The organism is Marisediminitalea aggregata, assembly GCF_900129565.1.
In the GTDB taxonomy this organism is placed as follows: Bacteria; Pseudomonadota; Gammaproteobacteria; order Enterobacterales; family Alteromonadaceae; genus Alteromonas; species Alteromonas aggregata.
Genome location: NZ_FQWD01000008.1, coordinates 1 through 13014, shown reverse-complemented (window position 1 = coordinate 13014; position 13014 = coordinate 1). Strand labels below are relative to the sequence as shown.

9 protein-coding genes are annotated in these 13014 nt (G+C 49.4%); 6 read left to right on the top strand and 3 right to left on the bottom strand.

Translation table 11 applies throughout. The features are described from left to right. Positions 1-203 precede the first annotated feature (203 nt). From BUB81_RS19880 to BUB81_RS19855, 6 genes are all read left to right on the top strand, one after another. Positions 204-2681 carry a S8 family peptidase gene (locus tag BUB81_RS19880; RefSeq protein WP_073325116.1) on the top strand — a complete coding sequence of 826 codons (2478 nt, stop codon included), beginning with the start codon at positions 204-206 and terminating at the stop codon, positions 2679-2681. Positions 2682-2758: 77 nt separating this feature from the next. After that, positions 2759-3595 carry a DUF6689 family protein gene (locus tag BUB81_RS19875; protein ID WP_084526762.1) on the top strand — a complete coding sequence of 279 codons (837 nt, stop codon included), beginning with the start codon at positions 2759-2761 and terminating at the stop codon, positions 3593-3595. A 16-nt stretch (positions 3596-3611) separates the two neighbouring features. Continuing rightward, a complete protein-coding gene (locus BUB81_RS19870; protein WP_073325114.1) occupies positions 3612-4454 on the top strand; it encodes a GAF domain-containing protein in 843 nt (280 codons plus the stop codon). 34 nt (positions 4455-4488) lie between these two features. Next, positions 4489-7641 carry a serine/threonine-protein kinase gene (locus BUB81_RS19865; protein WP_073325113.1) on the top strand — a complete coding sequence of 1051 codons (3153 nt, stop codon included), beginning with the start codon at positions 4489-4491 and terminating at the stop codon, positions 7639-7641. Continuing rightward, positions 7638-8339: a sensor histidine kinase gene (locus BUB81_RS19860; protein ID WP_073325112.1), complete on the top strand. Its 702-nt coding sequence runs from the start codon at positions 7638-7640 to the stop codon at positions 8337-8339. The genes BUB81_RS19865 and BUB81_RS19860 overlap by 4 nt, the downstream gene beginning before the upstream one ends. Continuing rightward, entirely contained in the window at positions 8336-8962 is a 627-nt protein-coding gene (locus BUB81_RS19855; protein WP_073325111.1) for a response regulator, read from the top strand. The genes BUB81_RS19860 and BUB81_RS19855 overlap by 4 nt, the downstream gene beginning before the upstream one ends. A 93-nt stretch (positions 8963-9055) precedes the next feature. Here the strand turns inward: BUB81_RS19855 and BUB81_RS19850 are convergent, their stop codons facing one another. The 3 genes from BUB81_RS19850 to BUB81_RS19840 all read right to left on the bottom strand — a co-directional run. Continuing rightward, positions 9056-11512, bottom strand: a complete 2457-nt coding sequence (locus tag BUB81_RS19850) for a S8 family serine peptidase (protein WP_073325110.1) — start codon at positions 11510-11512, stop codon at positions 9056-9058. A gap of 390 nt (positions 11513-11902) precedes the next feature. Continuing rightward, a complete protein-coding gene (locus BUB81_RS19845; protein WP_073325109.1) occupies positions 11903-12406 on the bottom strand; it encodes a VPLPA-CTERM sorting domain-containing protein in 504 nt (167 codons plus the stop codon). Positions 12407-12625: 219 nt separating this feature from the next. Further along, the coding region (locus BUB81_RS19840; protein WP_483869306.1) for an elongation factor Tu at positions 12626-13014 on the bottom strand (389 nt) is incomplete at its 5' end.

Below are 13014 nucleotides of genomic sequence, written 5' to 3'. Positions count from 1 at the left end.
TAGGCTAAAAGTCTATCAGTTTTTGAGATAGCTGGCTTGCTAACCCTAAGCAGAGCGAGGATTCACATAAATTAGGTAATATTTTTGCACTCACCACTATCTAGGGTGAAACCCCTATATCCGATTAAAACTCAGCCAGTCAAACTAAACCTGTGTCATCACAAATCGTTGTGATCAAAAAAATTCCCAAGCAGGAGTACGTTATGAAGAAGTTTGCTCTAACTACACTGGCCGCTGCTATGCTGGCAGCCCCAACCAGCCAAGCAATTGCTGACGCCCACATTGGCGAACAAATGCAATCAACGCTTTCCACGCTTGACGCGGTGAGTTCAGTAATGGCCGTAGTAACTTACGATCAGATGGAACCACTGTCTGAAGCGCAATTAACACAGCTTTTAGGCCTTGGCATCACCGAAGGTGTGCAATTCAAATCACTGCCTATTATCGGTGTGGTAGCGAATAAAGCTCAAATCGAGCAGATCGCTGCGCTGGATGGCGTTCGTTCGGTATTTGCAAACCGTGAAATGAAATTATACAACGCCGATGCACGCCAGATTACTGGCGTTGCAGATTTACAGACTACCGACTTCGAACAACGGAACGGCCTGCAGTATACCGGTAAAGGCGTGACTATCATGGTGAACGATTCAGGTGTGGATGCGTCGCACCAGGATCACTTTTTCGGCGATACAGTAATTGAAAACGTGCAGGCTCTGACCCATGCTTCGGCAATCAGCATTACCGGCATGACCGACGGTTTTGTACTCACTGGTCAGGTAAATACCGATACCAACTCAGGTCACGGTACTCACGTTGCGGGCACGATTGCGGGCAATGGTGCAATGTCTGGTGGTAAATATGTTGGCGCTGCGCCAGATGCCGACCTGATTGGTTATGGTTCAGGCGGTGCAGTCCTGTTATTGGATACGATTGGTGGCTTTGATTTTGCTATCAACAATCTCTACTCCTACGACAACCCTATCCGTATCATCAGTAACTCGTGGGGTTCTAGTGGTAAGTATGATCCACTGGGTCCGGTTTCTCTGGCGACTTATAAAGCACACAAGTTAGGCATTTTGAGTGTGTTTGCAGCCGGTAACGATGGTCCGGGCGAAGATTCACACAACCCTTATGCTCAGATTCCATGGGGAATCTCTGTTGGTGCCGGTGACAAATTCGGCAAACTGGCCGGTTTTTCTTCTCGCGGCCTGAAAAGCGAATCTGGTGACTTTACCATGCCTGATGGCACTGAGTGGACCTACAACAACGAAGTCAGCATTGTTGCTCCAGGCGTAGACATTATCTCTACCCGTGCAGTAACCAACCTGGCAGCAAACGGTGGTGACGCCGATATCGACGCGATTGAAACCGAGTATGTGCCTTTTTACACCATGATATCTGGTACCAGTATGGCCACGCCTCATGTATCAGGCATTATTGCACTGATGCTGGAAGCTAACCCAGATCTGGACAACCTGACCATCAAGAAGTTACTTCAGGAAACGGCAACTAACATGCCTGGCTACGAGCGCTGGGAAGTGGGTGGCGGTTATGTAAATGCACGCTCTGCTGTTGCTGCGGCACTGAACTATGACATGAACCACAGAGTGACAGTAAACAACCTGGAAGATAAAACTTTCAACGCTAACGCGTTGGTTGCAACGTCTGACGAAGAAGTGAATGTAGAACTGTTCTACTCGCCAGTGGGTACACCTGAAGTACAAACCTTTGAGGTTGGCAGTGATGTAGCCGTGGTTAAAGCGGCGGCGAGTACGCTGGCGAACCTGACTAAACTGGTATTGGTTGACCCTGACGGAAATGAGTACTTTGGTAATCTGACTACGCCGGTATTATCTGAAAACATGCGTGTTTCAGCGCCGGGCATGGCGGGAACCTGGGGTGTGTATGTTTACGGTTTAACCTCGCTTTCAGGCGTTGAAGCGGATCCACTAGGGCTGACTAACGGACCTGGCTTGCCAGAAAACTTTGATGTAACCGTTAGCTTTGAAGTGAGCGGTGGTTATGACGGCCTTGACGACATTGACGGCCATCCTCAACAAGGTGCCATCGAATTTGCAGTCAGTAACCGTCTGATGGACTCTCTGGGTAACAACTTTGCGCCGAACGCCAATCTGCGGGTTAAAGACTTTGCTCGCTATGCCGTAATGGGCGGAGCAGTTCGTCAGTATCGTGACCTGCTTAACGAACCTACTCCAGGTGTATCAGCACCAGGCGCAGACAAGCCGTTTGTTGAATCAGTCTCTGTGAACGGTGGCGCTCTGAAAGACGACGTTCGTACTCAGAACCCTGTATTGCTGGACGCCGCACAAGGTCACGTTAACGCCTTTGCGACAATGGACAAAACAGACCTGAGCTACGCCATGGTGCAAATGCTGGGATTACAGGAAACAGCAGAAGCGTTCGACCCTGCCGACGACATAGTTGTGGACTACAAAGGCCAGACGATCGTCCTGGAAGATCAGCACATGATTCCTGACGAACTGAAAGGCTACGTTCAATTGGCAATTAACCTGTCATTGATTAACGTTCACTTCGACGTAACGCAAAGCCCGTTTGCCCTGGAACCGACTATCACCGCGAGCTTCGCGCCTGATACGAAAATTACCAGAGCACACTACGCACTGTTAGCCGGTCGTATGTTCGATTACTATTACAACTAAAGTGTAAAGTATTTCCACTCCTTTTCTTGAAGGAGTGGAAATATTGGTGTATTTTTGAACAGTCAAGAGAGGTAAATATGATGAAGTACTCTACCCTACCCCGCGCAATAAAAGGTTTTGTTGCAGCGTTTGTGCTGTTTACACCACTTAGCTTTGCACAGGTTGTGCTACCGCAGCAGTTGTCGTTTGACGATAACGAAATCGAAGCGACCATTGCCCTTACTAACGCTATTGAAGTCGATATTAAAGTTGAGTTTGATAACGCCGTAGGCCTAAACGCCAGCAATATCGACATTAGCGCAGAGCTTCTGTTACCTACCGATTTATCCATTGTTAACCGCCTGCCGTCGTCACTCGTGACAGCAACAAGTGGTTTCCCGGTGGTCATTTCTATTTCGCCTAAGCCGGATGCCGGTTTTGCCTTCGAAGGTATGGCAATGGTAGAGATTTACACCAAAGCGTTACATTTTAATCCGGCACTGCGTATTTTCCGCTCGCATGCAAACGGCGAATTTGAAGATATTACTCAGCTCACCGCCGCAGGCAGCATCCGTTCGCGCGGAAACACCGGTAGCTTCTCTGATTTTATGATCCTGATGGACCTGCGTATTCCTGAGGACGTCATTGACACGAAATTCGCTCGCATTGAACAGTTTATTGCCGATAATTCTTCGCAAATTTCACCGGTGATCATGTCGGCACTGAACGCCCAGCTTAATTTCTTACAGGACGACATCACCAATGCCGACTACACTGCCGCATTGAGTGTGGTTGACACTTTGATCGACCTGGTTGGGAGCTGTAACGGCGACTTTATGGCCGATGTATGGCGCTCTTCTGACGACCTGGTTAATGTGAAAGGCGAGTTACTCACCAAGCTGCATACCTTGCGGTTTAGCTTGCGAACGCTGTAACCCCGGACACCGTGTTATGCCGTTGCAACTTGCTTATGCCAATGAACAGGGTGTTATTACAGAACACCTGATGTTTGAGGGGACGTCTTATAAGTTAGGGCGTTCCAGTCAGGCTGATATTGTCATCAGGCATCCTCAAATTTCGCGGATTCATGCCACGATTAAAACCGATGCAGATAACGACGTGCCTACCTGGACCATCGACGACACCAGCAGCACGGGCTGTTTTGTGGGTGGTAGAGCAGTGAAACATGAAACCTTACCAGACAACACCTTGATGTTTCTCGGCCCGGTGCCCTGCCAGTTAAAGCGCCTCAGTATGAGCGACCTCGCTCAACAGGACAGTGTTTACTTCTGGCGTAAACAACAACTGCGCCAGTTTGAAAAGACCATCTACCAATCTCACGATACCTCATCGATGCTCGACGTTGCTCGTCATTCGATGACACAGACACTGGGCTGTGAGCGCGCAGCATTACTCTTGTTCGACGAGCAACAGGATATCGGCTCTGCTATTGGCCATGAAGATTGGATGGATACCCAGCAGTTCAGCGGTAGTCGTACCGTCATAAAGCATGCAATAGAAACCCGCCAGCCCGTGGCGGTAGGCGATTTACAGGCAGATCACCATTTCAGTGCTCAGCAGAGTGTTATTCGATTCGGCCTGAAGGCAGCCCTCTGTGTACCCGTCATTGCAGAGGACCGGGTTATCGGCGTACTTTATGGCGATAACACCCAGGGCAGACAATATTTCACCCATACGGACGTTAAGTTGACACAGTTACTTGCAAATATGTTGTCATTACGTTTGTTATTCCACTCCATAGAACATAATATTTCTTTAGTGACAGAAATTTAGCGATGCGCCACAGGCGCAAAGTAGGAGTGGGTACGTGTCGGGTTCGGATGTTACGAACGAACAGGATCTTGCAACTCAGCAGTTGCACGACGTTCGGGTGCTCCCCGAAGGCTTACAGCTGGTCAATCGCTTCACCATCAAAAAACAGCTGGGTGGCGGGGCGCAGGGTCATGTTTATCAGGTGTTCGATGAGCTCCTGGAAATAGATGTCGCCATAAAACTGCTGCCCACTCAATTAAGCGCCCCTCAAAAACTCGACCAAATCCGCCACGAAGTCAATCTGGCCCGCCAATTACAACACCCCAATATTGTTCGGGTACACGATGTATTCAGCGACAACCATTCGCTGTTTTTCACCATGTCTTTGATCGAAGGCGACCCGTTACTGGCTCGCATACAACGGCCTGTTTCGGTAGAGGAATACCAGCGTTGGGCAGGCCAGTTGCTAGATGCTATTGCAGTATGCCAGCACAAGGGGATTTTTCATGGCGACATTAAACCCGATAACCTGCTGATCAATAGTAACAATGACTTAGTGCTTATCGATTTCGGTATTGGTCAGCAACATAGCCATCCCAAGCCTCAAACCAGTGGGCACAGTGAATATGCTGCCCCGGAAGTACTGCATAGCGGGATTACCAGCCAGACCGCCGATCTCTACAGTGTCGGTATTGTGCTGAAACACATCATCGACAGTGTCAAACCAACGCAGAACGATGCCACAGAGCCACCCCAGCGTTGGTATGACGAGCAACATGCTTTTCTGGCTTCATTAACCCATGAGCATGCCAGCCAGCGTCCGTCTACAGATGATGCACTGACAGCCTGGCACGATATGATCAATGCCAAAGACACTCAAGAAGCCTCCTCTTCAAAGGTAAAATGGCCTTTGGTAAGTGGTGTATTACTGGTCGTGTTGGTCGCCCTGGCCGCAAGCTTGTTTTGGCCTTCGTCGGTTGCTATACCTGATAAAACCCTGCGCGTAGGACTGGTTACACAACAAACCTATGCCCCAACTACCCTGTTGGCCAACTTACTCTCTTACCCGGTAGAAGCGTCAGACAGCATTGCGCTTGCAGAGCGCAGGCCAATAGAACAATTGGTCGCCAATCTCGGTCTTTCACCGGTCCAATCTGCCGATGACCGCACTACATTGAGCACGACACTGGGTCTCGATATTTTGCTACTGTTAGATGCAGCGCCGTTGTCAGACTCAGAATATCAGGTCTCCGTGGCGGGTGTGTTGATGCCTGCCAACCAGTACCTGTTTGAAGTGAGCCGGACAGTGAAAAACGATGCACTGGGCGAAGGTGTTGCCGCCATGGGTACGCAAATCACTGAACTATTACTCAATGCAATTAATCAGCCCGGAGCCGCTCCTGATCTAAGTTATCTCGACAACATTGCGTCAGCCATTAACGACCCAAATGATATTTCCCCCGAAGCACACATCGCACGCTTGCAAAAGCAATCCCCTGACTACCCTGGTGGCTGGTTGAAAGGTGCCGAACTGGCATTGCAAAAAGGAGACTACAGCGCTGCACAACAACAGCTGTCGGCGTTATTTGCACTTAACAACAGCAGCGAGTACTGGCAACTGCGCGGCAAAGTCCTGCAAGCCGAGCTCACCGATGATCTTGATCTTGCGGTGCAAGCCAGTGATCGTCTGTTATCGCTCTATCCAGAGCATACCGAAGTCCTCTATTTGGGCGCACAAATTGCGCAGTGGGCAGACGACACGCGCAAAGCCATGTCGCTGTATCAGCAAGCGCTGGCTATTAATCAGAACAATCCGCAGTTGTGGTTCGAGCTTGGTCGACTGAAAATTATTCAGGGCGACATCAACCACGCAGTCACCGAAGAGCTGACGCAGGCTTTGATTGCTGCCCGGCGGCTCGGCGATACCCTGGCTGAGGGGTTAATTTTAAATGCCTTCGGTGTAGCGCATCTGCGCCTGGCTGATTACCCGCAAGCCGAGCGTTATTTCAGTGATGCGCTGGCACTGCGTGACGCCGACAGTGTGCCGGAAGACAGGGCGACAACACTGGCCAATCTGGCCAATGTGGCCGCGATTAACGGACATTTTGAAAGAGCAGAGACCGCGCTGCAAGAAGCGTCGATGCTGTTAAGTCAGCTTGGTGACATTGCTAAACAAGCACATATTCTGGATACCCTTGGCTTTTTGTACGAAGAGAAAGGGCGATATCAACAAGCTCTGAAATACTACAAACAGGGGCTGGATTTGCGCACGCAACTGGACGATACCGCCAAACAGGCCGAGAGTATGTCGAACGTCGCTTACATGCATTTTCTGTTAGGTGATTATTCACTGGCTGATATTTACTGGAATCAGGCACTCAACCAATTCGAACGGATTAACGATCAGGTGCACCTAATGCGCACTCACCAAAACCTGGCGCTGATGAGTATGGTGAAAGGCGACCGGCGCGCGGCAGCGAAACACCTCATTAAGGTGGATACAAACATATCGCCGAGCCAAACCCAGGAGCAGATGATAAACCAGCTGTTTTACTCTTATCTGAATTTCGCACAGGGCAAGCTCACTGAAGCGACCCGAAATGTGAACGAAGCGCATAAGCTCGCCGAAACCTCTAACGACAGCCGCGCACTGATAGAAGTGTATTTGTGGCACGGCGAGATGTGTCTGCGCATTGCAGACTGGCAATGCCTGGCTAATCAACTCAGCGTTGTGGAGCCTCTGGTTTCCGATGATATGCTCGAGTACGCCACGGTGTTTGGCTGGCTGTCTAATGCCTTAGCACTTGAAGTGGGGCAAGTAGACAGAAGTGAATTACAGCCCTTTATCGACAACCTGCCTCTGGGTCAGATCCCGCTTACGGTAGAGCTAAAAGTACTCTTAGATTTGCAGGAGAGACTTCGACTCTCACCAACGAGCAAGCTAATGACAAGGGCGAACGAATTGGCTAAGCCAATTTACTACCAGTCTTACATGCAGTGGCTATACTTAAACAGTGAGCTGGATATCGAGGCACTCAGAAAGTTAAAAGCGCAGCTTCAGGGTCACCCTGAGCATTGGCGTAATCATCTGTATTTGACGCGCTTTACCGACGAATATTCTCAGCAACAACAGCGATTAGCACTGCAGAACTGGCTCAGCCAACTCAGTGAAACTCAGGCAAAACAATACGAGGCCCACTACTTTTGAAACGCAGCGATGACGAGCAGGCCGCACTGATAGAAAGAATTCGGCAGCAGCAGGACGAACTCAAACGCCGCCTTGACGAAGAGCAAATCAATTTACGTGAACTGGCGCGTCGCCTCTGGGCCCAGCAAGAAAGTGAAAAAGCCCGCTTGTCGCGAGAACTCCACGACGGAGTTGGCCAGTTACTGACAGGGCTCACCCGGCGTTTGCAAGGCATAGCTGACACCGATCCGCAATTTCAGGAATTACACGATATCGCCGAAATGGCATTGGCCGATGTGCGTCAGTTGTCGCGTATGATGAGTCCGACCATTCTGGATGATCTAGGCCTGAAACCCGCGCTTAAATGGCTTTGCCGAAACCTGTTTGCCGCCGAGGATATGAATTACGCTTGTGATATCACCCTGAAAAGTGATATTCCTAAAGAGCGGGCAATTTTGGTGTTCCGTATTGCACAGGAAGCATTGGTGAATGCATTAAAGCACAGCCAGGCCGACACAATTACACTCAACCTTGGCCAGCATCATCAGGTAATACGGTTAGATATTATCGATAATGGCGTAGGTTTCGACAGCGAAAACGTAGAGCGGGGAATAGGCATGTCCAGCATGTTGGACAGGGCCAGTGCATTTGATGCCGAGTTAACGATACAGGCTCGCCCCCAGCAAGGCACACACATCACATTAACGGTAGCGTTATGACAATAAAAATAGTGCTGGCAGACGATCACGTACTCATGCGACAAGGTCTTAGCCAGGTATTAAATGCCGACCCTGGCATTGATGTTATTGGTGAATGCGGCGATGGTGTCGAACTCATCGAGCAGGTCATTAAACTCCGACCCGACGTTGTTGTTATGGATATCTCCATGCCAAAGATGAGCGGTCTGGTGGCTATCGATAAACTACTTAGCCAGCGTCCTGACTGTAAGATTCTGGTGCTGTCGATGCACAACGAACTCGAATACATTGAGGCAATGCAGGATGCCGGTGCCAAAGGCTACGTATTAAAAGAATCATCCAGCGATGTTCTGATAGACGCCATCCGCAGTATTTATCACGGCCGGACCGCCTTCATAGCTGCTCAGCCTGGCAGCGACCAGGAGAAACCATCCCGGGCAAGCCCTATTACCGCCTTGACCCGGCGCGAGCGTGAAGTCTTCTTTCTGGTCGCCGCAGGCAATACCAGCAAACAAATCGCCGAATTACTCACCATGAGTTTGAAAACGGCTGAAAACCATCGAAGCAATATCTATAAGAAACTGAATGTAAGCAGTTCAGCTGAGCTAATCCGACTGGCAGGCAAAGCTGGCCTGCTGGAATAGCCTTCCCCTAAAAAGGAAAAGGCCAGCTAAGCTGGCCTTTGGGGTACACGATGAACTATTTTGCAAGAATGGGTCATCGTTGAGGAGCGGGTATTACAAGTTATTGAAGTTCGTTACTGAGAACGCTGCTTCGCCACGAGTCACTTCATTCGCTGGGTTAAAGCGGGCATGGAGTGTAGGCTCAAAATCAAATGGCCCCTGCGTGGTATATACTTCTACTGTCATCAGACCTGCAGCCAGTGCTTGCTGAACATGTCCGCGTAGTTCTGGTGCAATCAAGTGTGAATCTTCCAGCTCAATCGCTTCACCGAACACAATTGCTGTTACAGTATCAGCCGGGTCAAATGCTGCAGCTTCGGCTTCCAGGCCAAGGGCCTGAACCAGAGAGTAAGCCAGGTCTTCTTTGCTAACTGTGCCCTGCGGGTTGAAGCTACCAGAACCTGCGTCAGTCATAACTGCAGCGTCTGTCATCTCAAGGTCAGACAATACGCCGCCCTTCGTTGTCGCAGAGTTAATCGCTGCATTGAAATGGCTGCTGCTAGTATCAGTGAACTGAGATACGTTGCCGTTTTGCGCCTGACGAAGATTTGCAGACAGTGTCAGTGTGTCGGCCAGCTCTTCACGAGTCAGGTGGGCATCCGGCGCAAAGCCATCGCTACGTGCATCCATCAGCTGTTTGCTTACTACATTTTCAATGAACGATTGTGCCGGATGGCCTACCGCGTCATCGATACCTGAGAAGCCAGACGTTTCAAGCAAACGGATATTAACTTCTACCGTGCCGGGAATACCAACACCGTTAGTCACACCGAGCGGATCTACCGATACGCCACTGATGCTGCCAATGCCGCGAGCATACAATTTCCAGGTTCCAGCCATGCCTGGCGCAGATGTACCTACTGACGAACCAAGCACAGGTAAACCGATACCGGAGCCGTAGCGATTACCGGCTGGATCTTCAAGCACAAACGCTGTTGCGGTTTCGATTGATGCACTGGCTACTACCAGCGACACGTCGCCGCCTACTTCAAAGGTTTCTGTTGGTGACTCACCTACTGGCAGATAGGTGGCTTCAAGAGTAAAGGCATCACCTTCGGTGACGTTCGCAAAGCCGTTGAATTCACGATCTTTCTTCACGGTGTCGCCAAACACATCAACACCATCAACTACCGCTCTTACAGCAGCATGCGCGTTGATATAACCTGCACCGACTTCCCAGGCTTCACGGGCAGCCATAGGCGTGGCAGTCTCTTGGACAATGTGCTTCACATCACGCCATGTCAGCGATGGGTCAGCTTCAAGCATCAGCGCAACAATACCTGATACATGCGGTGCGGCCATAGACGTACCACTTGAAACGGTATAGTAAGGCAAGTGCTGCGGTTCGATCATTTCTGCATCGTCTGTTGCACTTAACGCACCTAAACTGGATAGAGAATCGCGTGCCGAGATGACATCTACACCCGGAGCGGTAACAGTTGGGCGGTCTTCCCAAGTGTAGACCTCACCATCGACAACGACTTCTCCACCCTTGCCGCTAACACCACGAGAACTGAAATCAGCCAGCTCGCCGTTTTTGTCACCAGCGGCAACGGTAATGACCCAAGGCGCTTTTTTGAAGTTCCCGGTAATCGTTGACTCACCAGAGCCCGAGTTACCCGCTGAGAACACGGTAATTACGCCGCGATCAGCCAACATTTTGGTTGCGATGTTGGTCGGATCGTCAGGGTTAAATTCTGTACCAACATCACCGGTGCTACCGAATGAGTTGGAGATTACGCGAATGTTGTAGGTAAATTGGTGTGTCAGCGCGTAGTCAAAGCCACCAATTGTGTCCAGAATAAACAGACCTGCTCCAGAGCCATAACCGACAATGTCGGCACCCGGTGCAACGCCAGCATGTAAGCCAGAGCTCATTGCGCCATTGCCGCCTACTGTGCCCGCTACGTGCGTACCGTGCCCACCCAGGATATCGGTGTTGATAACGTCTTCTTGATAAGTGACCGGCAGAATACCACTAAAGCTGGCAAGGTTAGTTTGTGCAAGTACGTTCTGCACAACATGGTCAGGAAAAGAGAGGTCGCCGTGGGTACCATCGATACCTGAGTCGTTAACCACAACGCCAATGCCGCGGCCAGAGTATGGGATGCCATTGTTACGCAGACTTTGATCTGCCTGCATAGCTTTCACGCCAGTAATTTGCGTTGATTCATAGTTTTCAAATGTCAGCTCGTCGTTGTTCCATACCGAAACAACGTCGTCTCGCTGATACAGCGCTTCAACCTGCGCTTTAGTGGCCATTACACCTACAATTGGCATACTTTGCATGCTGATACCGGTACCAATGCCCAGCTCAGTCAGTGCATTAATTTGTTCTGCTGTCGGTGCGCCGTTACCGTTAAATGTAACAATTACCTGATGCAGTTCGGTTGGAGCCTCGGCAAGATTTGCAGCCAGGTCAGCGTCGAAAGTCTTTGCGTTTACGAATGAAGCAGGAAGCGCAAGCGCTACTGCAGAAGCTAACAGAGTTTTACGATTTAACAGTTTCATGATCTTCACCTCTTGTCATGGTTACGGGTTTAGTATTGAGCAAAACCTGTACTGCCTCTATGGGGAGTTCCCCCTATAACGCGCCTATTTTTTACATTTAATTAACACGCTGAGTGTTGGTTGGAGGTGACGATACGATCATGACGCTTCATCCAATTTTAATGAACATATCTCATCGCTGCTGGAATGACTGAACAGATGCGTGCTACTGGGATGCGTTACCTATTATATTGATAGGGGCTTCTGTAACAGTGAACAGTAAAACTCAACAGGCCCAATGAACAGGATTTCGGAAAGGAAAAAATGACGAGTTAAAAAACAGGCAAAAAAAAAGCCCTCAAACTGAGGGCTAAAATGAAGAAGAGGAACACGAGAACTCCTTCATGAGAGCTATTTACGGCGACGTCTTAATCCAACCATCGCGCCTAACCCTGCTAACAGTAAACCAAAAGAGCCAGTCGTTGACACCGCAGGTGTACTTTCCTCAAGTACTGTTGCAGTTAACTGAAACAACCCTCCTGTACAGAACAGGTTGTCGTTATCGTAATAACAGGTATCGTTTGAACCATAACCGAACTGCCCTGTAAGAATATTAACTTCACTGACGGTGACCTGAAAACCTTCATCTGGGTTATCACCAAATATCAAATTGTCGGTTGTAAACGAGAAACTATCCGTATTCGACAAATCCGCTATCCCAGCATTGAACGAATATGTGGGCCCATCCATAGCAACAAGTAAATCAAGCAATGCATTGCTACTATCGTTGTAAACAAAGTAGCCGCCAATCCTATGAGCATCGCTGAATGTTTGAGTATTAAAATCATACCTAATCACTCCAGCTGTAGCGCTTGCAGACATCATTAATAGCGACATTAAAACAACAGACTTCATCTCACACCTCGGATACTGTTGAAAGGTTGCTTTAAATTTAGACAATGAAGGGAGGTTTCGGTATAGGGGTTTACCCCTAGTTGGCAAAATAGCGTGGTTTATTTTGACGGATAAAGCGCATTGGTGGCTTTTGTAGATATATTGTGTCGGAATTTGAATACATAAAACAAAAAAGGCCGCTTGCGCGACCTTTTTCAGATGACTTAGTGAAGCCTAAGATTAGTCGATAATCTTAGCAACAACACCAGCACCTACTGTACGACCACCTTCACGGATTGCGAAGCGCAGACCTTCGTCCATCGCGATTGGTGCAATCAGTTCAACTTCGAACTTCAGGTTGTCGCCAGGCATTACCATTTCAACGCCTTCTGGCAGTTGAACAGCACCTGTTACGTCAGTTGTACGGAAGTAGAACTGTGGACGGTAACCTTTGAAGAATGGAGTGTGACGGCCGCCTTCATCTTTAGACAGTACGTATACTTCCGCTTCAAATTTAGTGTGCGGGTTGATTGAACCAGGCTTCGCCAGTACTTGACCACGCTCAACTTCGTCACGCTTAGTACCACGCAGAAGAACACCAACGTTCTCACCTGCACGACCTTCGTCAA

Bases quoted from the DNA above. Each gene is read 5' to 3' on its own strand.
- BUB81_RS19870 (WP_073325114.1), top strand. From the start codon at position 3,612: ATGCCGTTGCAACTTGCTTATGCCAATGAACAGGGTGTTATTACAGAA.
- BUB81_RS19875 (WP_084526762.1), top strand. From the start codon at position 2,759: ATGATGAAGTACTCTACCCTACCCCGCGCAATAAAAGGTTTTGTTGCA.
- BUB81_RS19845 (WP_073325109.1), bottom strand. From the start codon at position 12,406: ATGAAGTCTGTTGTTTTAATGTCGCTATTAATGATGTCTGCAAGCGCT.
- BUB81_RS19850 (WP_073325110.1), bottom strand. From the start codon at position 11,512: ATGAAACTGTTAAATCGTAAAACTCTGTTAGCTTCTGCAGTAGCGCTT.
- BUB81_RS19855 (WP_073325111.1), top strand. From the start codon at position 8,336: ATGACAATAAAAATAGTGCTGGCAGACGATCACGTACTCATGCGACAA.
- BUB81_RS19880 (WP_073325116.1), top strand. From the start codon at position 204: ATGAAGAAGTTTGCTCTAACTACACTGGCCGCTGCTATGCTGGCAGCC.